The organism is Paenibacillus taihuensis (assembly GCF_003386535.1).
GTDB classification, from domain to species: Bacteria; Bacillota; Bacilli; order Paenibacillales; family Paenibacillaceae; genus Paenibacillus_Z; species Paenibacillus_Z taihuensis.
The window spans coordinates 77,137-97,883 of record NZ_QTTN01000021.1 but is presented as its reverse complement, the minus strand read 5'-3'; the positions used below and the strand labels follow the sequence as shown (position 1 = coordinate 97,883).

19 protein-coding genes are annotated in these 20,747 nt (G+C 52.8%); 4 read left to right on the top strand and 15 right to left on the bottom strand.

From position 1 onward, the window contains the following. Nucleotides 1–67 precede the first annotated feature (67 nt). Nucleotides 68–1,180, top strand: coding sequence for an IS4 family transposase (locus A8990_RS17845; protein ID WP_116190392.1), 1,113 nt, complete (start codon nt 68–70; stop codon nt 1,178–1,180). 399 nt (nt 1,181–1,579) lie between these two features. Here the strand turns inward: A8990_RS17845 and A8990_RS17840 are convergent, their stop codons facing one another. The 3 genes from A8990_RS17840 to A8990_RS17830 form a co-directional block, all read right to left on the bottom strand. Then, the gene (locus A8990_RS17840) at nt 1,580–2,257 is read right to left on the bottom strand and encodes a helix-turn-helix transcriptional regulator (RefSeq protein ID WP_116190391.1); all 678 of its coding nucleotides are present in this window, start codon (nt 2,255–2,257) and stop codon (nt 1,580–1,582) included. A 95-nt stretch (nt 2,258–2,352) separates the two neighbouring features. Next, complete coding sequence (locus A8990_RS17835) at nt 2,353–2,778, bottom strand: DUF86 domain-containing protein (protein ID WP_116190390.1); 426 nt, start codon at nt 2,776–2,778, stop codon at nt 2,353–2,355. Nucleotides 2,779–2,936: 158 nt separating this feature from the next. After that, nucleotides 2,937–3,224, bottom strand: coding sequence for a Dabb family protein (locus A8990_RS17830; RefSeq protein WP_116190389.1), 288 nt, complete (start codon nt 3,222–3,224; stop codon nt 2,937–2,939). A gap of 110 nt (nt 3,225–3,334) precedes the next feature. Here A8990_RS17830 and A8990_RS17825 point away from each other — a divergent pair, with 110 nt between their 5' ends. Beyond that, a complete protein-coding gene (locus tag A8990_RS17825; protein WP_116190388.1) occupies nt 3,335–3,592 on the top strand; it encodes a hypothetical protein in 258 nt (85 codons plus the stop codon). Nucleotides 3,593–3,684: 92 nt separating this feature from the next. On the opposite strand, the gene A8990_RS17820 is transcribed toward A8990_RS17825, so the two are convergent. From A8990_RS17820 to A8990_RS17780, 9 genes are all read right to left on the bottom strand, one after another. Then, entirely contained in the window at nt 3,685–4,068 is a 384-nt protein-coding gene (locus A8990_RS17820) for a cupredoxin domain-containing protein (RefSeq protein ID WP_116190387.1), read from the bottom strand. A gap of 125 nt (nt 4,069–4,193) precedes the next feature. Next, nucleotides 4,194–4,571 carry a YhjD family protein gene (locus tag A8990_RS17815; protein ID WP_245996082.1) on the bottom strand — a complete coding sequence of 126 codons (378 nt, stop codon included), beginning with the start codon at nt 4,569–4,571 and terminating at the stop codon, nt 4,194–4,196. Between the two features lie 162 nt (nt 4,572–4,733). Continuing rightward, nucleotides 4,734–5,141, bottom strand: coding sequence for a phage holin family protein (locus A8990_RS17810; RefSeq protein ID WP_425463917.1), 408 nt, complete (start codon nt 5,139–5,141; stop codon nt 4,734–4,736). 97 nt (nt 5,142–5,238) lie between these two features. After that, nucleotides 5,239–7,434, bottom strand: a complete 2,196-nt coding sequence (locus A8990_RS17805; RefSeq protein ID WP_116190385.1) for an alpha-galactosidase — start codon at nt 7,432–7,434, stop codon at nt 5,239–5,241. Between the two features lie 156 nt (nt 7,435–7,590). Continuing rightward, a complete protein-coding gene (locus A8990_RS17800) occupies nt 7,591–8,790 on the bottom strand; it encodes a Ger(x)C family spore germination protein (protein WP_181909643.1) in 1,200 nt (399 codons plus the stop codon). Further along, entirely contained in the window at nt 8,745–10,169 is a 1,425-nt protein-coding gene (locus A8990_RS17795) for a spore germination protein (RefSeq protein WP_116190383.1), read from the bottom strand. Before A8990_RS17795 ends, A8990_RS17800 begins: the two co-directional genes overlap by 46 nt. Then, a complete protein-coding gene (locus A8990_RS17790) occupies nt 10,120–11,262 on the bottom strand; it encodes an endospore germination permease (protein ID WP_181909642.1) in 1,143 nt (380 codons plus the stop codon). Before A8990_RS17790 ends, A8990_RS17795 begins: the two co-directional genes overlap by 50 nt. A gap of 123 nt (nt 11,263–11,385) precedes the next feature. After that, nucleotides 11,386–11,814, bottom strand: coding sequence for an RbsD/FucU family protein (locus A8990_RS17785; RefSeq protein WP_116190381.1), 429 nt, complete (start codon nt 11,812–11,814; stop codon nt 11,386–11,388). Between the two features lie 29 nt (nt 11,815–11,843). After that, nucleotides 11,844–13,634 (bottom strand): L-fucose isomerase, encoded by a 1,791-nt coding sequence (locus A8990_RS17780; protein ID WP_116190380.1) that lies wholly within the window; start codon nt 13,632–13,634, stop codon nt 11,844–11,846. 133 nt (nt 13,635–13,767) lie between these two features. Between A8990_RS17780 and A8990_RS17775 the strand changes: the two genes are divergently transcribed. Continuing rightward, nucleotides 13,768–14,790 carry a LacI family DNA-binding transcriptional regulator gene (locus A8990_RS17775; protein WP_116190379.1) on the top strand — a complete coding sequence of 341 codons (1,023 nt, stop codon included), beginning with the start codon at nt 13,768–13,770 and terminating at the stop codon, nt 14,788–14,790. Between the two features lie 198 nt (nt 14,791–14,988). On the opposite strand, the gene A8990_RS17770 is transcribed toward A8990_RS17775, so the two are convergent. Next, on the bottom strand, nt 14,989–17,319 hold the full coding sequence (locus A8990_RS17770) for an alpha/beta hydrolase family protein (protein ID WP_116190378.1): 2,331 nt from the start codon (nt 17,317–17,319) through the stop codon (nt 14,989–14,991). A 74-nt stretch (nt 17,320–17,393) separates the two neighbouring features. Further along, nucleotides 17,394–18,527 carry a metallophosphoesterase gene (locus tag A8990_RS17765; protein ID WP_116190377.1) on the bottom strand — a complete coding sequence of 378 codons (1,134 nt, stop codon included), beginning with the start codon at nt 18,525–18,527 and terminating at the stop codon, nt 17,394–17,396. A gap of 158 nt (nt 18,528–18,685) precedes the next feature. Between A8990_RS17765 and A8990_RS17760 the strand changes: the two genes are divergently transcribed. Continuing rightward, nucleotides 18,686–19,771, top strand: coding sequence for a DUF3231 family protein (locus A8990_RS17760; protein ID WP_116190376.1), 1,086 nt, complete (start codon nt 18,686–18,688; stop codon nt 19,769–19,771). Nucleotides 19,772–19,855: 84 nt separating this feature from the next. Here the strand turns inward: A8990_RS17760 and ant(6) are convergent, their stop codons facing one another. Then, nucleotides 19,856–20,704 carry an aminoglycoside 6-adenylyltransferase gene (gene ant(6) / locus A8990_RS17755; protein ID WP_116190412.1) on the bottom strand — a complete coding sequence of 283 codons (849 nt, stop codon included), beginning with the start codon at nt 20,702–20,704 and terminating at the stop codon, nt 19,856–19,858. Between the last annotated feature and the right edge of the window lie 43 nt (nt 20,705–20,747).

Genomic DNA, 20,747 nt, shown 5'->3' with positions numbered 1-20,747 from the left:
AAAAAGACCGCTCAATTCTGTATAGTGTTTGTACCCCTACAAACTCTACGGAAGGTGAGACGGTCTCATGAAACATCGTACAATGTTAGCGCCTATTCTGCAATCCATCATTCCAAAAGAAGAACTACAAATCTTGTTGCAGCAAGCCAATTATGTCGATACAGCGAGAAAGTTTACTGTCTACGAACTCTTTGTCTTTCTAGCTGAAGCTGCGCTTCAACAGTGGGATGGCTACCGGGACGGAGAAAAGCGAATGGCTGCCTGTGGTTTGTCTAAAGTGGATCATTCCACGATCTCTAAGAAAGCGAAAGACGTTCCATTCGGCGTTTTTAAGCAACTGCTGCACCTGCTAATTGAAAAATGCAATCGCCCCACTCGCAGACGCCTTCGAATTCCGAAGGAGCTGCTTGCGGTCGATTCAACTACGATCTCTGCCGGGCATAATCGGTTACCATGGGCACCATCCGTCAAAGGCGAGAAGTCGGGCATTAAGCTTCACGTATCTCTGTTGACGGAGACCGGTGAACTCCACCGCGTCACGGAATCGACGGGCAAACAGCACGATTCAACCAAGTGCAGTGCGGTGACAGACTCGAATTTCATTCTGGTTGCGGACCGCGCATATGGGAAACACAAACAGTTCGATGCTTACATGGAGCAAGAACAGCCGCAATATTTTGTCATCCGGCTGAAGAACAACACGGTGTTGCATCAGCCTGTTTATCGTCAACGAAAACGTCCTTACAAACATACGATTGAGCAGGATTTGACTTGCCAGATTGGATCGAAAACGACCTTGACCCGAAACCGATTTCGGGTCGTGAAGTTGAAAGATCCAAACGGGAATCCCGTTATTCTAGCGACCAATTTACACCGTCCTTCTGCGGAGCGGATTGCTGAAATCTACCGACAACGCTGGCAAATTGAAGTGTTTTTCCGGTGGATTAAACAGCATTTGAATGTGCCTACGCTATTTGGAAGGACACCGAACGCTGTATATGGTCAGTTGTACACCGCATTGATTGTGTACGTGCTACTTCAGTTCGTGTACATGCAAGGAAATAGCCAGGTCCACCCAAGTGCACGGTTATCTTTTGCAGAGTTTGACCGACTCATCAGCTTTGCTGCATTGCCACCCGAATGGATAGTCTATTTGGTGAACCATCTCACTTTTCCGTAACCTAGATACTGGTAAATCAACAGGCGTAGAAAAATCCATTATAGCCAGTTTCCTATCCAGCTTGCTGGATAGTCGACCTTAAGGTAAGCCAAGGTCGGCTCTGTTACCCCCAAAGGGGGCTGTCCTTTGCTTCGCGCCGGTCGAAAAACAGGAGAGAAGCAGTCGAATGATTCTGGATAAGCGCTAGCGGTCGCCTAGGCGAAATGATTTGCGTGGTCTAACCAAGGCTAAATCATTTGCGCCTTTGTATTTGGATTCCAACCACATTCTATATTGTTCAATGGAATCCAAATACAACAGCGATCGAAAGAACATTCGACTGCGAAGCGGGAGTGGTTTTCGAGGTGTTTCGAGGCTTTCAATGTTTTCTCATTTTTCCCAAAACAAAAAGGCCGTCCTCTAAAGGACAGCCCCCGCCTCTCCGATCCGATAGCTGCACTTGCCCCCGCCCTTTGCCAAGCACTCCGTCCGTTCAACGTCCGTGCCGAGCAGCTGCTGAAACAACGCCAGCTCGCAGCCGCAAGCTTGCTGATAACGATTCGCCACCTGGGCAATCGGACAATTGTACTCATGCAGCATAATCCCATTGCCGTCCGTCTCGACCTGCACCATGTAGCCGCCGTCGTTCTGAATCGCTGCAAGCTCATTTACTTTCTGCTCCAGCGTCTTGCCTTCCATACGATACGCGTACCGGTCAATGAGCTTCCGTTTGCGGCCTTCAAACAACCGGTCAACGATAAGCGCCGTCTCCGGGTCGTCCTCCAGCTCTTCCAGAAAGTCGAGTGCAAGTACGTGGTAGTTCTTCGGGAACAAGAGCTCGGCTTGATCAGTCAGACTGAACATATGTGTCGGTCTGCCCATCGCTTGGCGAACAACGGTCGGTACGATAAGCCCGTCACGCTCCAGCGTGCTCAAATGCCGCCGCACAGCCATTTCCGTAATTTGCAGCTGCTTGGCCAGCTCGCCTGCATTCATCTGTCCGTTCGTCTTCAGCAGAAAAAGCACGGTCTGCCGTGTCGAGCCTTCCTGCCGGAATGCCTGCTCCTTCTGCAAAAACGGCGTTCCATCCTGTTCCATCCCAATCACCACCTTAATCGTTCCAGCCTCTACCCACAAATGTAACGCATTTTGACCGTTTCGTAAATCGACGAAAGTGCAGATTCCGCTAGAGCTTACTTCCCGAGCTCCCGTACCAAATACGATTCGACGGCAGACTTGAACGAGGCTAACGTCTTCGGAAGCACAGCCGTCATCGGATGCAGCTCGCCTCGCGTCCACTCGAAATAATCCTGCACGAGCGGCTTGCGCAGACGAACAAGCTCGAGCAGCGACTCCTGCAGCTCCGCCGGGAATACGTCTTCACCTGCAATAATGGTAACGATATCCTCGTAGCTGCTCGCATCCCGCATAATGAAGCCATCGATCAGATAGCTGCCGATGTCGGTTACGGCTTCGATGGCCAGATGGATCGCCCGCTCCTGCGCAAGCCCTTGCAGCAGACTGCCGTCCCAGCTTTGCTGCAGCAGCACGAGCGCTTCAACAACTTCAGGAATGACCTGCAAGCGTACATTCAACTGTTCACGATTTACATAATACATACTGCAAAATCTCCTGTTCTGCTTATGCTTATGACCGTTTTGTCTTATTCTTGCGTGCTTTGCGCTTGAGCCACAAGGTCATCACAATCGCACTGATAATAACAACGATCAGATAAGTCATCATTTCAAATACGTCACCCATTGTTAGCCGTCCTTTACTACGATTCGAAGTCTACGCTCACGGAAGCTTCGCGAACTTCAGTCATATGTGCGATAACTTCTTTATGTACAGGATGCACCTGATAAGCGCCAAGCGTTTCCATCGATTCAAATTTCGTAATGAGTGCAATATGATAAGAACGCTCGGAATGAAGCACATCTGTACCTACTTCAATCGAGAGCAGCTCATCGATCTTGCCCTCCATATTCTTCAGCACTTGAACCGTGCGCGCAACGCTCTCCGGGCTGCCATCCTTCAACTTGAACAAAACGATATGCGTAATCATAACTCGAACCGCTCCCTCGTCAATGTAATGGTTTGAGAAACATCCTTTTGTCACATAATAACCCAAGGTGCCGTCATTCGGCAATCTTCCAGCAAAGGTGTGTGCATCGTATGCGATATCCCGTTACCATTGCAGCCTCGCTGATCGGACTCCTGTTATGCCTCTATAACTCCACAGGGTACGATCCGCATAATTTCGTCTTCTTCATGTTCAGCGTGCCAGCTTGGTTCGCGGATATGATTATGGACATTCATAATGTGAATGTCTACTTCATGTACATCCTGACCATCGCCAGCTACGCGCTGCTTGGTTACATCTGCGACCAAATAATTGCACGAACACGCGGCAGACGCCGTTCCTACGATTAACAACCGTTCAACCGACAACCGAGCCCATATGCCAAAAGAGTGGTAAGCAATGCCTGCAAAAAAAGGAGCCGCATCCCGGCTCCTTTTCATCCTTATTCAACAATCAGAACGGCTTTCATATCTTGATGGCCTGTTCCGCACATAACGGCACAGTGCATCTCATATTTGCCTGGCTTATCGAATGTAACGTCTTGCTCCATCTTGTCGCCTTGAAGATCGATACCGAGATCAGGAATTGCAAGGCCGTGAACGCCGCTCTTGTTAACGAGCTTCAGCTTCACTTTATCGCCTTTCTTCACTTTGTATTCCTTCTTGTCAAAGACGAAATCGGCGGACGCTTCCACCTTCATTAGAGTAACGCCCGGCGGCAAAGATGCTGCCTCGTCTACCGGCTTGCCCGGAAGCTGTGTCGTCAGCAAAACAACGCCCAAAATCGAAGCCGCTGCGAAAACGATGAACATGATCCACTTATGCATTGCTTCTTGCTCCCCTTTTCATCAAATGTCTACTCCTTATATTACATAAGATCGTCCGTTCTTCTCAACCTTAAACTGTGTCGGCAATTAAACTTTTTTCACCTTTTTGACAAAACGATGAACGTCTACTTTGCCAAATAGTTCCGAAGCAGCCGTTCCGCCTCCGCTTTCACAAACGTCCAAGGCATTGAGAAATGGTGCTGATAGCCCATACAGCTATAGGAAGCCGTCAGCCCTTCCGTCGTACGCTTCTCCTGATACAGGTTGATATTGCATGCCCGAAACTGCCTGCGTATCGCGGCAAGCTCCAACAGCACGCGATCCTGCAGCCCGCGCATCATCGACTCATACAAGCGAGGCAGCTTCGTCGCTGCCGCTCCAACGATGCGAATATCATGATCGAGAATTTGACTTACGACGCCTAGCAGCACATAGCGCTTCACAAGCTCCAGTTCCTTGCCGATTTGAACGGGCGGCGTTGCTTGATTCATCTCCACAGCCACATGTAACCCCTCCAAGCCTTTGCACGATAAGAACATTTGTTCTTATTATAACAGTGCCATCTTCACGATGCAACCGGCAGGGGTTGTACACGAGAGAGGAAAAGAAAAACGGGCCATCCTAAAAAAGGATGACCCCAATTGAAGAGTGCTATACGCGTAAAGTTACTTCTTATCCTTATCTTTGCCTTTATCTTTCAATACCTCGATAAGTTGACGTAGCCGATCCGGCATTGGAACGCCGATCCGACCCAAGTTCTCCGTAATGGAGATAAGCTCATTCGCTAAATAAAAATAAATGGCTCCGCCCATGGCAACGTTGTTAAGCTCAAGCATAATATCAATCCGGTGAGCAAGCAGGATAACAAGCAGCATAATGCCTTTCTTCGCCAATCCCCAAGACCCAACTTCGCTGTTTAGTCCTTTCTCCTTTACCGCGGCTGTAACGCCGGTAGCGTAGTCTACGCCCATTGCCACGATGAGTAATGTCAATGACTCCGGCCACATACCAAAGGAGAACGTGAGCAGCGATCCGAGCACAGCGGTAATACTGCAAACGACGGTGTGTGGCACGATCGACACCCCTCCCTTCTAGATGCAACTGCACTACATCATATGCGGGAGAAATGTGGGTTGTCCCTTTAGGTGTACAAGATAGGCAGGCTCTGCTTTAGCTCTCGACCGCGACAAAACGGAACACCGAGCTGAAGTAATCGCCATGCGGCAGCGGCTTCACAATACCGGCAAACATCAGCTCGTCCCCGCCGACGACTTCACCTGTGCCTAGCCATTCGTAGCTCAGATCAGCACTAAGTCCCTTCAACTTCAAGCGGCTAAGCGGTGGATTCGCCTCGCTTAGTACAGCCACATGCACGACGAGCGCTTCACGTTGATCCGGCGAAACGAACATCCAAGCCGTTTCATTGCCCTCGAACGGGCTGAGCAGCCGGTAGAACGAGCCGTATTGGACAAGCTCGCGCACTTCTTTGACAAGCGCAACCTGGCGTTTGACCTCTTCCTTCTCCTCATCCGTAAACACCGTCAAATCCAGCTCGTAGCCGAAGTTGCCGGACATCGCTACATCACCGCGCGTCTTAAGCGGGGTATTGCGGCCAACCTGGTGGTTCGGCACAGCGGAAACGTGCGCGCCCATCGTGCTGATCGGATAGACGATGCTCGTGCCGTACTGAATGCGCAGCCGGCTAATCGCGTCGGAGTTGTCGCTCGTCCACGTCTGCGGCATGTAATAGAGCATGCCGGGATCGAACCGTCCGCCGCCGCCTGAGCAGCTCTCGAACAATACCTGCGGGAATGCAGAAGTAATCTGCTCCAGCACGCGATAGAGACCGAGCATATAACGGTGCGCCGTTTCCCGCTGCCGCTCCGGCGGCAGCAGTGCCGAGCCGATCTCCGACATATTCCGATTCATGTCCCACTTCACATACGTAATCGGCGCGCTTCGCAGCACCGAGCTCACGGCTTCAATAATATAATCCTGCACATCGGTGCGGGAAAGATCAAGGATCAACTGCTGGCGGCCTTCCGAGCGGCGGCGGCCAGGCACGTGCAAGCACCAGTCCGGATGCGCGCGGTACAAATCGCTGTCCGGCGACACCATCTCCGGCTCGAACCATAAGCCGAATTCGAGGCCGTGACTGCGCACCCGCTCCGCTAGATCTTCAAGGCCGCGCGGCAGCTTCTTCGCGTCGACGACCCAGTCTCCCAGCGAGGAGTTGTCGCTGTCCCGGCGACCGAACCAGCCGTCGTCAAGCACGAAGAGCTCGATACCTAGTTCGCTTCCAGCTTTGGCAATCGATTCGATTTTGTCCGCGTTAAAATTGAAGTACGTTGCTTCCCAGTTGTTGACCAGAATCGGCCGGACCGCATCGCGGAACGCACCGCGACACAGGCGTGTCCGGTACAGCTCGTGATACGTGCGCGACATCGCGCCGAGACCGTTACCCGAGTACACCATAACCGTCTCCGGCGTCTGGAACGACTCGCCTGCTTCAAGACGCCAAGAGAAATCGAACGGATTGATCCCAATAAAAGCGCGCGACGTATGGAACTGATCCACTTCAACGCCTGCGGAGAAACTTCCGCTATACACAAGACTGAAGCCGTACACATCTCCGTGATCTTCGGTTGCGCCTTCGGACAGCAGCGCGAAGAACGGATTGTTCATATGGCTGCTAGAGCCGCGGCGGCTCTCGATCGCCTGCAAGCCCGGCGTTAGCGCGCGCTTATGGACATACCGCTCGCGAGCCCACGCGCCGGATAGCTGCAGCATGTCGAAGCGGTCATGCGGAAGATCCACACTAGCGCTAAGCGCCCGCGTCAGCTGCACGACATCACTGCTTGTATTCGTAATACGCGCGGAGCGAATGACCGCATCGAAGGCTTCAAATACCGTATAGGAAAGCTCAACTGTTAGCCCAGCAAGCTTGTCCGCTAATGTAATAATGAGCGTCTGCGCCTCGGACTCCTGCTCCGCATACACAGCCGGCAGCCCTTCAAGCGCAGGCTTCCCTTGTACAATTGCATGGGATTCATACTGCAGCTCTGTTACAGTCGTTCCATTCGGCAGTCCGACCGCATAGGCCGGATTGCGCAGGTCGCTGGAACCGTAGCCTGGATATTCCTGCGGCAGCGTATCCAGCGAGATAGTCCGGTCCCCCGGAACCGGATTCGGACAGAACGAAGAACGCTCAATGCGCTGCAGCAGACGAGCCGGATTGCTAGGCTCGCTAATTTTGCGTCCCCAGTATAGATGTGCCGGATAACCGTGCAGCACTTGAAAAATATAGCTCATATTGCGGGTTTGCAGATGAAAGAGCCCCGTTTCGGCATCGAACATGATCGGCATCCTGAATACATCCTCCTTATGGATAAAACGACTCTAAATCATCGTGTTCAAAACGAATAAAACACGCTTGTCGTCTTCAAGTATAGGAGGATTTAACCATCATCAATATGGACGCTTGACGCAGTCATATGGAGAAATGTAGGATGTCTGTTTTGGTTACTGCATCTCGAACACGCCTGCTCGCCGAATACCAAAGGACAGTTCCACCTTCAGATCATTTTCGCCAGGATGCCAGTCCCCGTTTCGCGCTGTTTTCTTCCACTCTCCCAAATGATATCGGTACATAATTTCTTCCAAATTAAACAAATCTATATGCTTTCGAATGCCCGAAGTATAGGCGAGCATGATTTCGTCCTCGATCAGCTTGCGCACCTTGCTTTCAATTTCGGCCACCGTCAAATTTCCGCCAATCTCGATCAAATCGCCGTACGCCTTCACGTGAAGCACGAACTTCGGTCCGCCTTTTGACGTTTTCACTTCTTTCTTCTTTACCTTCGAGTACGTAATCCAGACGCTTGCCGCATCCTGATGGCCCTCTGCCTGGACCGTGTACTGCGCATGATAGAGCGGATTTTTCGACCACCGTACTCCGATCACCTGCTTCAGCGGCAGGTATACCGGCTTGCGCTTCAGTTTAAAGGCAAACACGCCATCCAGCTCCTGAACCATGATCGGCCGTTTGTTCTCCCGCCATACTTTGCTCGACACGGATACGCTCGGCAGCAGCGCGGTCATCGCCTTTTCATTGAAAGCCGTAACGAATTTCTGCATCGTCAACGGAGGTACGGAGCTGTTCTGTTTCTCGAGTGTAAGGGGATTATAAATGTAGCTGTACGTTTGCGACAGCTCGAAAAAAGCGCTTGCGGTGAAGATATCACTCAGATCATCTCGTGTGCCATAAATCCATGAGGTATACCTGGTGACGCGAACCCGGTTTACGGCGTCGAGAATTTGGGCCATCTTATCCATGGCGGGCTCCCGAACGATGACCACGCTCAGCTGGTCGAAATTAAGCCGGCTTTGAGTCGTCACCGCGATTTGCTTATTCGCTTCGCTGATGCTTTTGCCGCGCCCAATGCCGATCCAGACGCTGGGCTTCTGGGATTTCGGCGTTTCCGTCTTCGCGATTGCGGAGAAGTCCATCAGTTGAACCGTAACGACATATTGCCCTTTCTCGTAATCGATGCCCATCGCCTTCACGAACGCTTGCGCGCTTAGATCGCTTGTGTCCGCTCGCCCCTTGCAGCCGCTCAATAATACGCTTGACAGGACTAGCGTAAGCAGCAGAAGAAGCTCCCGGCGGCTCGCCCTCACGGCAGGTTCCGCTTTGCGCGATATTTCCACGGCAGCTGCCATACCGCGGTTAGCATCTTCTTGAACTCGAACGGAGCGAGCGGCTTCAGGTAAGGCATCCCGAACGACTCCAGCGTGCATAAATAGAGCATGACGGAGAACAGCGAGATAAAGAAGCCGAACAGCCCCAGGAAGGATGATGCGATCATCATATAGAACCGAATGACGGTAACGGAACCGTTAAGCGACTGGTTCACGAGCGTGAACGTAGATACCGCCGTTACCGCAGTAACGACCAGCATCGTCGCCGATGTCAACCCTGCCCGAATGGCAGCGTCGCCGACAATCAGGCCGCCTACGACGGTTACCGTCTGGCCGACCGCCCGCGGCAAACGAACGCCGGCTTCGCGGAAGATCTCAAACATCAGCATCATCAAAATAAGCTCCATTTGGGGGCTGAACGGCAGACCAATCCGGTTCATCGTTACGGTGGCTAACAGCGCAAATGGAAGCTGATCGCTATTGAAGGCCAGCAGCCCCAAATAGAAGCCGGGCAGAATGCCGGCCAAGAAGAAGCTAATCAAGCGCAAAGTCCGCTCGAAGACGACAAAATAGTAGGGTTGATAAGCATCCTCCGGGGATTTGACCAATAGAGATACGTTGACCGGCGCGATTAAGGCGGCAGGCGAGCCGTCCACGAGAATGGCGAATCTTCCATTCATAATCGATTGAATGACGGCATCCGGCCGTCCGATATAATCGATCAGCGGCACAAGCAAGATCGTTTTATCGGCAATGATGTCCTCGAGCTCGCCCGCGCCATGAAGCACCGCAATATCGACGCCCCGGATGCGGCGTCTCGCTTCCTCCAGCACAGCCGGCGAAGTAACGCCATCCACGGAGATTAGGCACAGCCTCGTCTGCGATTCCGAACCGACCGTAAACCATTCGGCATGCATCTTCGGCGTGCGCAGCCGTTTTCGGATTAACGCCAAATTCGTATCGATTTCCTCAACGAACCCGTCGCGTGGCCCTTTGATCGACAGCTCCAGCGTCGATTCTTCCGGACTTCGGCTCGGCGGCTGCGTGCAATCCATTGCGTAGAATTGCCCGTTCGACGGTTTCCAAACGATGATGTAGCCTGCGAACAGCTGATTGAACAGCTGTTTGCCTTCGACTCCGGGATCAAGGCTTTGAATAAACGGACTTTGCTCCGGATCGATTCGAACGCCAAGACCTTCTGGATGCAGCAGCTTCTGCATAAGTTGGGTATCCACCATGTTGGTGCAATACAGGACTTCGATCTGCTCGCGATCCATCCTGTCTTCAAGCTCATAGGATAGCGAGTGTACCTCGACGTCGCCGCATGGCCTCACCGCATCCAGCAGCCATTCATAAGTTATTGATTGCTCCGTCCTCTTGCTTTGGCTTCTGATTCTCATCGGCACCGCCCTCCTTCGGAACGCCTTTAAACGATAACATCCATATCAGAGTCGTTATTAAACCAAACACGCATATATCAATGGCAAACACGTATCGAATAGCGGTTTCGGAAGCATTGACCGAAGTAAGCAGCAGCGTAGCTAAGACCATATAAACGATGCAAATGACCAGGATGAAAATCGCTTTGTGCAGCGGCTTGCGGATCTGGAGAAGCTCCAAGGTTATCACTATACCTAACGATACGCGCACGAAAGCTCCCGAAAGCCATTGGTAAATGGCAAAAAAATCAACATGCTCGATATATTTGCCAATCGTCACGAGCCGCCACTGGGCGAACGCCGGGAAGAGCAGCTTATCAGCCTCCGCTGGCCCGAACTCCGTAAGGGCACCGATGGTCGGCCCTAACATGAGCATGGTAATAAAGGCAAGTTGAAGCACCATTTGCCAATGCTTAATTCGCCCCTTCAAATGATGTTGAATAAATAACAGCGCCGCTAACTCCATCAAGCAGCTGATCGCATACAAGGAGCCGTGCAGCGCCGGCGTCCACCCGCCCTCGAGCATCGGAAGCAGCAAGCTGTAGTTCTTGTAAGGCATGTTGGCGCTCATGACAAAATCGCCAAGCACGACAACTGCCGGAAGAAGCAGGCAGGACATATAGGCGATCGCTCTCAGTCCGCTATATACCGCAAAACCGGTAAGCAGCAACAGGCTGAGCATGATGACAAGCAGCGGCGTATCCGGAAGGTATGTGGAAGAGGTCCATGCGACCGTTTCAATAAAGGTTTGGAAGCTCGAATGGAGCAGCACGATGATGACCGGTATAATAATAAGCCACGCGCCGAAAGGAGACACTCTTGTGCGCAGCCATTCCCGCAGGTTGATCTGCTTCGTTCGTTTCATCGTCCCCGTGACGAAGATCGCCGTCCAGGGGAGGACAATGGCAAACCCGATGAGGCCGCACATCCATGAGTCTCTGCCGCTCACCTCCAGCACCGTCGGAAGGACAAGCACATGCGCGGATAAGCCAACCGACAGCGTCAGCATCATAAAGACCGGCCAGAAGCCGAGCTCGAGCGATTTCACTTTCATCTGGCATGCGTCCTCCTTTCCATTTCGGCATAGTTTTACCAAAAGACGCATAAAAAAACCGGACTCTCCGAGCAGTAGGCTCGAAGAGACCGGTTTTGAAAGGAATGGGCTGCGTTTCAGAAGTTACAAGACACAGCCTTTCTTCAGAATAATATTCGCATAACGCTCTGTCTCGCTCGTTGCTATTATCGCGTACGCTTTGCGGGCACGATCGTAGAAGTCGAACCGCTCCACCATATCGAACGGCGCTTCTAGTCCTGCACGTTCTCCAATGATACGGCCGTAGACCTCCCAGACTGGTGTCGCTACCGTATCGCCAGGAACGACCTGCATGAGCGCAGCCGGCTTGTCGACGTATTGGTCAAGCGGCATCAGCTGCAGAATCGCTTCCAGCAGCGCCGGAATTTCATGCCCGTCGCAGCGAATGAGCCGCTCGGCATGACTTGCAGCAGGGAAGTTCGAGTCCGCGAGGACGATCTCGTCGCCGTGGCCCATTTCCATTAGAAGCTTGAGCAAGTCCGGGGAAAGCAGTTTAGGTATGCCAATTAGCATAGTTGATATCCTCCTAATATGCTACCCGATTACTTGTAGAGCGGGCCGAAGTTGCCGCATGCCCGGTAATCCGCGCTCTCCGTATTGTCCGTACCGAACAGGCTCCATGCGCGCGGACGGAAGATATTCTCCGCAGGCACGTTGTGCATATTCACGGGGATGCGCAGCATCGAAGCTAGCGTAATCAGATCGGCGCCGATATGGCCGTAGCTGATCGAGCCATGGTTCGCGCCCCAGTTATCCATAACATCATATACCGTACGGAATGCGCCGCTTCCTGTCAGACGCGGTGCGAACCAAGTTGTCGGCCAAGTCGGATCCGTCCGCTTATCGAGCGTATCATGCACATCCTCCGGCAGGTCGACCGAATAACCTTCGGCGATTTGGAGCACAGGACCGATACCCTTCACGAGATTGATCCGCGACATCGTCATCGGCATGCCGCCGCGTGTCAGATAGTCGGAGGAATAGCCGCCCCCGCGGAAGTATTCGAGGGAACCTGGGCGCCACGAAGTTGCGTCGAGACACTTCTTCGCCTCTTCTTCGCTGATCTCCCAGAACGGCTTCATCACAGGCTGGCCGTCACGCTCTTGTTGGCCCGTTCCGTCAAGCGTTGCCGGACCGGAGTTGATCAAGTGCAGGACGCCGTTCTCCGCATGACCGCTCAAGCGGTGGCCCGTTACGCGTTCTACGGAATCCGGGCTCCAGAACGTACGCACGTCTGCGAAGATTTGAGCTGTGTTCGTGAGCAGGTTGCCCAGCAGCATGACGGCGCCGTTCAAGCTATCGTTCTCTGTCGCAACGATATAAGGTGCACGAATGCCGTTCCAGTCGAAGGAAGAGTTCAGCATGGCTTCGAGGAAGTCGCCGTTCGGGAAATGATCCGTCCATGCGCGTTGTCCTTGGAAGCCCGAAGCGATCGCATTGCGGCCAAGCGCTTCTTCGCCGTAGCCCATCTCGTCGAGGCGCGGGTTGCCGATCATGAGGTCGCGCGCGATGAGCGTCATCTTGACAACTGTCTCCCAGTCTTTATCCTTCTGCTCGCGCGTCGATTGAATCGCCGGCGGGTTGTTGTCCGGACCTTCAACGCAGTTCTCCTTCACCCATGACAGCGCGCGCTCGTACTCGGCCGGATCGTAGATGCCTTGATCCATCCGGCGAACGAACTCGGACATGTCAATGTAATCCGTACGCATACCGAGGTACTCTTGGAAGAACGCGTCATTCACGATGGAACCGGCGATCCCCATGGACACCGAGCCCATCGACAGATACGTCTTGCCTTTCATAAGAGCAACAACTAGACCAGCGCGGGCAAAGCCAAGCAATTTATCTCGAACATCATTTGGGATCGTAGTATCGCCGCTGTCTTGCACCTCGTTGCCGTAGATGCCGAATGCAGGCAAGCCCTTCTGCGCATAACCGGACAATACAGCCGCCAGATAAACCGCGCCCGGACGCTCCGTGCCGTTAAAGCCCCATACCGCCTTCGGAATCGACGGATCCATATCGATCGTTTCTGTTCCGTAACACCAGCATGGCGTTACCGTAATGGAAACGCCTACACCTTCGCGCGAGAACTTCTCGCCGCAAGCAGCTGCCTCGGCTACGCCGCCGATGCAAGTATCTGCGATAACGCATTCAACAGGTTCGCCGTTCGGATAGCGCAAGTTTTCAGCGAACAGTCGCGCTACCGACTTTGCCATCTCCATTGTTTGCTCTTCAAGTGATTCACGGATGCCCTTACGCCTGCCGTCAATTGCAGGACGAATGCCAATCTTAGGGAATGCGGATTGATAACGAGTGCTAATATCTGCCACGAACGAATCCCTCCAAATGAATGATGGTTATAAAATGTTACCGATAACTCTAAAATAACAATGATACCGCTTGCTGTCAATCAAAAGGTTATGTAATATAAATGCATGATTAGTTCTAAGGGGAGCTTAAACTATGGTGACCATCTACGATATCGCAGCCAAAGCGAATGTATCGGCTATGACCGTTTCTAGAGTTATCAATAACACCGGCAAGATCAGCGAGAAAACGCGTATCAAAGTGAAGAAAGTGATGGATGAGCTCGGCTATGTGCCTAACCAGATGGCGCGCAGTCTCGTGCTTCAGCAGACACGTATTTTGTTTCTGCTTATTACGGATATCATGAACCCTTTCTATACGACTCTTACCCGCGGTGCCGAGGATGCTGCGCGGAAGAACGGCTATCGGCTCCTCTTCGGCAACAGCGACGAGAGCGTGGAGAAAGAAGGCGAGTACATCAACACGATACTCACCACCCGTGTTGACGGCGCGCTCCTTGCGCCGGCCGGCGATCCTTCGCATCCTCATCTGGAACAGCTGCGCAAGCATGGCGTTCCATTCGTGCTGCTCGACCGCGAAGTGCCGGGCATCTCTTGCGATATCGTGCTCGGCGACAGCCGGGACGGTGCGCGCCGATTAGTCGAATATCTGGTCGAGCAAGGGCACCGGCTCATCGCGCTTGTGAACGGCTCGGCGTCTATCAGCAGCGCGCGCCTTCGGCTTGCGGGCTTTCAGGAAGCGATGAAGCTGAATGATCTGCCGTTCGATGAACGGTATGTGCATGAAACCAGCTTCGGGCCGGAGCTGGACGTGGATGCGATGGAGCAGTGGATTGCTGCGATGGATCCTCCTCCAACCGCGATTATGTCGGGTAACAATGTACTCGCCGTTGTTATCATTAAGCTGCTGCGGGCGCGGGGGCTGCGCATTCCCGAAGATATTTCGGTCGTCTGCTTCGATGACTTCGGACTTTACTCGGAGATGGACCCGTTCATCACCGTGGCGGCTCAGCAAGCGTATCAGTTCGGTTACCTCGGGATGCAGCTTCTTATTGACCGGATCGGGGAGCGGGAAGTGCCGGATAAGACCGTTTGGAAGAAGGTTGTCCTGCCGCCGGAGCTTATTGTAAGGCGGTCTGTGAAGCGGCTTGACGTATAGCCTAATAACCGTCCCTCCACTTCGGCCACGTCTCTTCAAATAGCCGCCGTCATAACCGTTACAATTTCAAAGGCCGCTCTATTCGGGAAATAGCCGCTCAGACGACAGTTATTGTCGAGCTAGATTATGATAAAAACACCGCATATACTCGCGCTTGAATGGACAAGCGCGAGTGCTGCGGTGTTTTTCTGTTGCTACTTAAGTTTGGGCTGCGGCACTGATGACGGTGCTAATTCCGATGTCATCCAGCATCACTTTCCCCCGGTCGCTGATGAAGTAGAACGTCACGCGAGTCAGCTCGCTCGGGTTGAAGTCAGCGTTCTTTGCCTGGAACTGCGCAAACGGCAAACTAAACGTCTGAAACACGGCTTCGGAGGGAACCTTATACTTGCCGTCCTTTATCGTTTTTTCCGTCCACGGGAAGCGGGTAAATGTCGTGTAAGGCAGCGGCTGAACCGCCTTGAACTGCGCAAGCGGCAGCCTCACTGCAGCTCCATTGCTGCTCGTAAGCTCGACGTCAATGTTCGGAAGCGGAGCCGCCGCACCATTCGCGTCCACTGCCAAATCCTTCGACAGATTCGTCATGGCGAATGTGAGCTGCTTCGCTGCCGGCGCAGCTGCCGATGCCGAAGCATCCTGTTGCTCCAGCTTCGCAGTCATTGTCTCAGGCAGCTTCAACGTGTAGCTGCCATCGCCTTGCTTCCATTGCAGCACCGCGCCGCGTGTGCCTTTGTCCTTCCCGTCGCGGTCTTTCGCCGCTTCCTCCGTCCAAAGCAGCTTGTCGGCACTTGCAGTAACACCGCTGTTCTCGGTCGCTTTGTCATAGTCCTCTTCGCTCCGAGCAAGCGGCAAGAAACTGCCGTCTTCGTAACGGTTCATATAGGTCGCTTGCGGCAGCCATGCGGCGCCTGTCCGATAGTCGGCGAACAGCGGCGTATACTCCTTCTTGCCAAGCAGCGCATCTTCAAGGAACGCCGACACATATACTTTTGCGACTTCACGCTGATCATCGGCATCCATCATGCCTGCCCGGCGCAGGAATAACCCGCCCGGCAAGCTGTCGTCCATTGTCCCCCACTCCGTATTGAACCGGCTGTGGTTCGCTTCGCCGATATAGAGCGTGGACTTGAAACGGTCCGAGCCAGCAGAGAACGTCGAGCGGATATATTGCCGCTCGCCATTGAATGTATCAACATCACCGTCGCTTGCGCCTTGCAGGGACAAGTAATAGGTGTCTTTCAGCTGCGCCTGCGTCTTGTCGACCACATTATCGGTCGGCGCGATCGCGATGACCGCTTGAATCTTGACGCCATCGCTGTTCAAGCTAGCCAGCGACTTGTCGTTCGCGAACCACTTGGACGGATCAGCTGCCATTGCAACAGCCTGACCGCCGCGCGAATGGCCTATTAGCGCGACCTGCTGCAGATCAACCGCGTGATAGAACGGCGTTCCCGCCTGTTCGTTATACTTGGCAATCTGCTGCAAATGCTTCAGCAGCATCCATGCCCGCACTTTCATATCGTTGTTCGGGATATTCCCCCAATACGAATAGTTCAAGAAATTCTCATCGACGGAGACAGCGATGAAGCCACGGCTTGCCAACAGCTCGCCGAGATACTCGTAGCCTTCGTCGGAGAACTGCTCCATCAGGTGATTGCCGTGCACCATGAGCACGAGCGGGAATTTCCCGTCGCCTTCCGGCATCCAGACGCGGCCGTTAATCGGAAGAGCGTTCTCGTCAAAGCCCCAGAACAAGGAGCGCAGCCACTTCCACCGCGAAATATATGCGGAAGCATCGACAGGCTCCGAGATGAGCGCTGCATCTTTGCCGTATTCATCGCGGCGGGAATCGTCGCCGCTGCCATAAGTGAAGTTCTTTACCCGGTATAGGCCGGGCTCTGCAGGATCATCCGCGAGGAGCGCTGGAATCTGCGCCTCTTCTACCACTGTTTCGCCGGTGCTTGCCGGAACCGCATCCGGCTCATTGATCGGCCAGTAGCGGAAGCTGATGACGCTCGCTGCCACTGCGGCTATAAGCGTGAGCTTGACCGCGACATGAACGCGGCGGTGCAGCAGCAAGCCCATGACGAGTCCGCCGATCAACCCAATTCCAGTGATGCTGGCAGCTAGTATGAGCGTCAACGGGTCTCCAAGATCCGTTTTGTTGCAGATATACCAGATGACGTACCCTGTAAACAAACTCGCTCCCGCGGTGAGACGCGGAATCGGGATATAACATAGAGCAAGAATATATGCGATAACGAGCGATGCCGCTCCCATCAGTATCGTGCACAGCATCACGGCAATGGCACAATCGACCAGAATGCCAAGACCAGTAGGCATGCCTAGCGCAGCAATGATCAGCACGGCATTGCAGATCAGCCATACGCCGGCAATTGCCGCTTTCCATACGGCATTATCGAACGCAAGCGAAGCCTTGCCCCGGTCAAGGAGCCGCTGCGCTATTCTCTTCCACACACTGCCGCGCGCAGGCGGCGCGGGTATCGATGGTATGAGTTCTAGGTCCATATCGGGCTCCTACTCTATCATAATAGAAAGCTATATTATTTGATTATACGATGGATAAGAGACGCGACCAACAGCTATTTGTTGTTATGGCTGGCAAACTTAACGGTGATCGACAAAATTTCGCTTCGGCTGCCAAGCCGAATCGGCGGTCCCCAAGTACCGAACCCGGAAGAAACGAATGCGTGCAGCCGATCTGCGATGTGCTTGTACCCGTAATCAAGCTCGAAGATGCGGCGCGTCACGAGATGGTTCGGCGCCATCTGGCCGCGATGCGTATGGCCGTGAACGGACAGATCGACACCTGCATCCGCAATCTCACGGATCGCACTCGGCTGATGGTCCATAACAATGAGCGGCAGCGATTTGTCCAGGCCTTCGACTAACGCGGCTGCATTTTTACGGGCATGATCCGTCTTATCTTTGCGGCCAATGAGATAGAAACTGTCTGCGATCCGTACATGCTCGTCAAGCATAACCGGAATGCCAACCTTCTCCATCGCCGGAAGGTAACGTTCGATACCGCCGCCATAATATTCGTGGTTGCCAAGCACCGCATAGGTGCCGAACTTCGACTTGATCTGTCCGAGCAGCTGTCCGTAGTTATGCCGAATGAATGGTTCAACGGCATCATCGAGCACGTCCCCTGCCAGCAGTACGATGTCTGGCTTCAACGCATTAACTCCATCCACGAGCCGCTGCAGATGCTTCCGTCCGACTGTCATGCCAAGATGCAGATCCGAAGCGACAGCGATATGCAGCTCCTTCAAGCTGCCTGCGGACTTCGGAATCGTCACTTCAAATTCCCGTACAACCGGGCTCCATGCGTTGCGCGAACCTCGTGCCATAATAAGCACAAGTGCGGCAATGACTGCCCAGCCTGTAATTAGGATCGAGTCCGGTCGCGAAACCGAAGCTGCGCGCAGCCCCCAAACTGCCAAATCCGCAACTGGCAGCAGCAGCACGCTGTACTGCATGAGACCGATCCAATACGAGCCGATCCATTTGAAAAGCGTGGTTACCGGCTTAGGCAGTGCTTTGCGAAGCAGCATGGCGAATAAATACGAGAATGTTACGAGTGCAAATACCGGCCAGAACACGGCGCTCGCCACATGCCCGCCAGTCTCCTTAATGAACAAGTCCAGATGCCAGCCAATATAAATCTGCAGCCCTGTATAAATCGTCAAAATCATGATCAATCGAGCAGCCATACATCCTCCCCCAAGTGTTTGCAAATCTGCAAATCTATCTTTTCTATTAGTATACCGATTCCATAGATAAAATGCGATTTTGCTGCCATTTCGCATTTGGAATTGAAAACCTGCGATAGGTTATATTAATGGAAAAATTACCGAGGTGAGGTCAACCAATGAAATTCATCAAACCGACTGCGGCGGTTGAAGTCACTAGGCCAATCGACAACGCCCGGTCGTCGACGGAAGTCACCCCATCAAGTGATATCGGACAGGCGTTGACGGCAGCCGAACAAGGAAAGCTTTGGGCCACATATCTAGGGAACACGATGGCGCATTGCGTGCTGACCCATATGCTTCTGCATGTTGAAGATCCCATCATCAAGGACATTCTTACACAAGCGCATAACGTATCCAATCAGTTCAGCCAGACGACCAAAGATATCCTGATGAAGGAGGAATTCCCGGTCCCCATCGGTTTTACGGAGGCAGATCTCGTTAAAAGCGCTCCGCGCTTGTTCGCGGATGAGTTTTACCTGCATTATCTCAAATATGTGGGTAAAGCCGGATTAAGCATGTACTCCATCGCGGTGCCGCTAGTTTCAAGATCCGATGTACGCACATTCTTCACCCAATGTGTGACGCAAACGCTCGAGCTGATGAACCTGGTCAACGAAGGATTGATCGCAAAGGGATTAATGGCGAAGCCGCCTTATACCCCCTATCCGGAACGGGCCGAATTTATCCAGAAGCAAAGCTATTTAAACGGCTTCTTCGGGGATGTAAGGCCGCTTCAAGCGATGGAAATCACGCATTTGTACGATAATATCGAGAATACGGCGACGAGCAAAGCTGTTCTCATTGCATTCAGCCAAGTTGCCAACTCAGAGCAGGCCAAGGCGTATTTCTTGCGGGGAAAAGAGATAGCGGAGAAGCACCATGCCCAGTTCACCCGGTTCCTTGAGAAGGAGAATCTGGCTGCGCCGCCGATCATAGACCATTTTGTGACGACCTCCACGACTTCTCCCTTCTCGGATAAGTTGATGCTGTTTCACAAGCTCGACATGTTCACGATGCGGATCAGAACATACGGCAATGCCCTGTCCATGAGCGCAAGACATGATATTGCGGCCAAATACGCACGCTTCCTTATTCAAGTCGGCGATTATGTCGAGGACGGCGCTAATATCCTGATTGAGCATGAATGGCTGGAGCAGCCGCCGCAAGCAGCTGATCGCGATGCACTGGCAGCTAAGAAATAATAGCGATAAGAACGATAAAAGCGACAAAAAACCCTTCGGTTTCGTATAACCGCAGGGTTGTTCGTGTTGCATGTTTAACATGCACTAGAAGAAGCGTATTCGCTCTGTATACTCGGTGATGGCTCTGTCGTAATCTGGATAGGAATATCCGAAGCTGTCCGATACGGCCTTGGCGTATTTTCTGAACAACTGATAGCACGTGAACAGTGACTGCCACATCTCCGGATATCCATTTTGCGAGAAGGTCGAGAGCAGTTTGTCCCAGTCTTCTTCTGGGAGGTATCGATCTATGAACTTGTAGTTTTTCCCGATGCTGAAGGTATAGCCTCTCTCTTCGCCGATTGACCAAGCCATCATTCGCAATAAATTAGGTCGCGCGATCTGGTGCAGATGATCGATCGCAAATAGAATTTCCCGTCTCGCGAGCCCCTTAACCACATAGGTGGACACCATCCAGAATTCGTTGCAGCAGTCATCGAACTCTCGTGCGGTCGGCTTTTTGATCCAATATTGACGGTCACTCGCGGTTGATTCATCTTTGACTCGTGAGTCCTTATCGAGCAGCAGTTGGACTAAACCGTCACTTTTCTCAAAATACTCCTCCACCTCTTCGAGCGGAATGAGCGTCAAATCCACTTTCGTCCCATCCTCAAACAGCATCAAGTAGGAGAACCAATTGCCCAGCTCCGGCGGGAAAAGCTCCATATCCTCAGGCTTCTGCATCATGATCCGTTTGCCAAAAGCATAAAGCCACGCATCATCCGCCTTAAAGGACTCCATGTCCGTTACAAAATAAGAGATGTCATAGTCCTGAAAGTCGTCACGGGGTATGTTTCGGTTCGTACGAGACCCTTCCAGCGTGACCAATCGAATGCGATCATCAGCCGCGGCAAAACCGATCAGGAGATTCATCATTTCTTGTTCCGTTCGCATGCTTATCGAAGCTCCTCCTTTTCCGAGCGAATCATACAATACT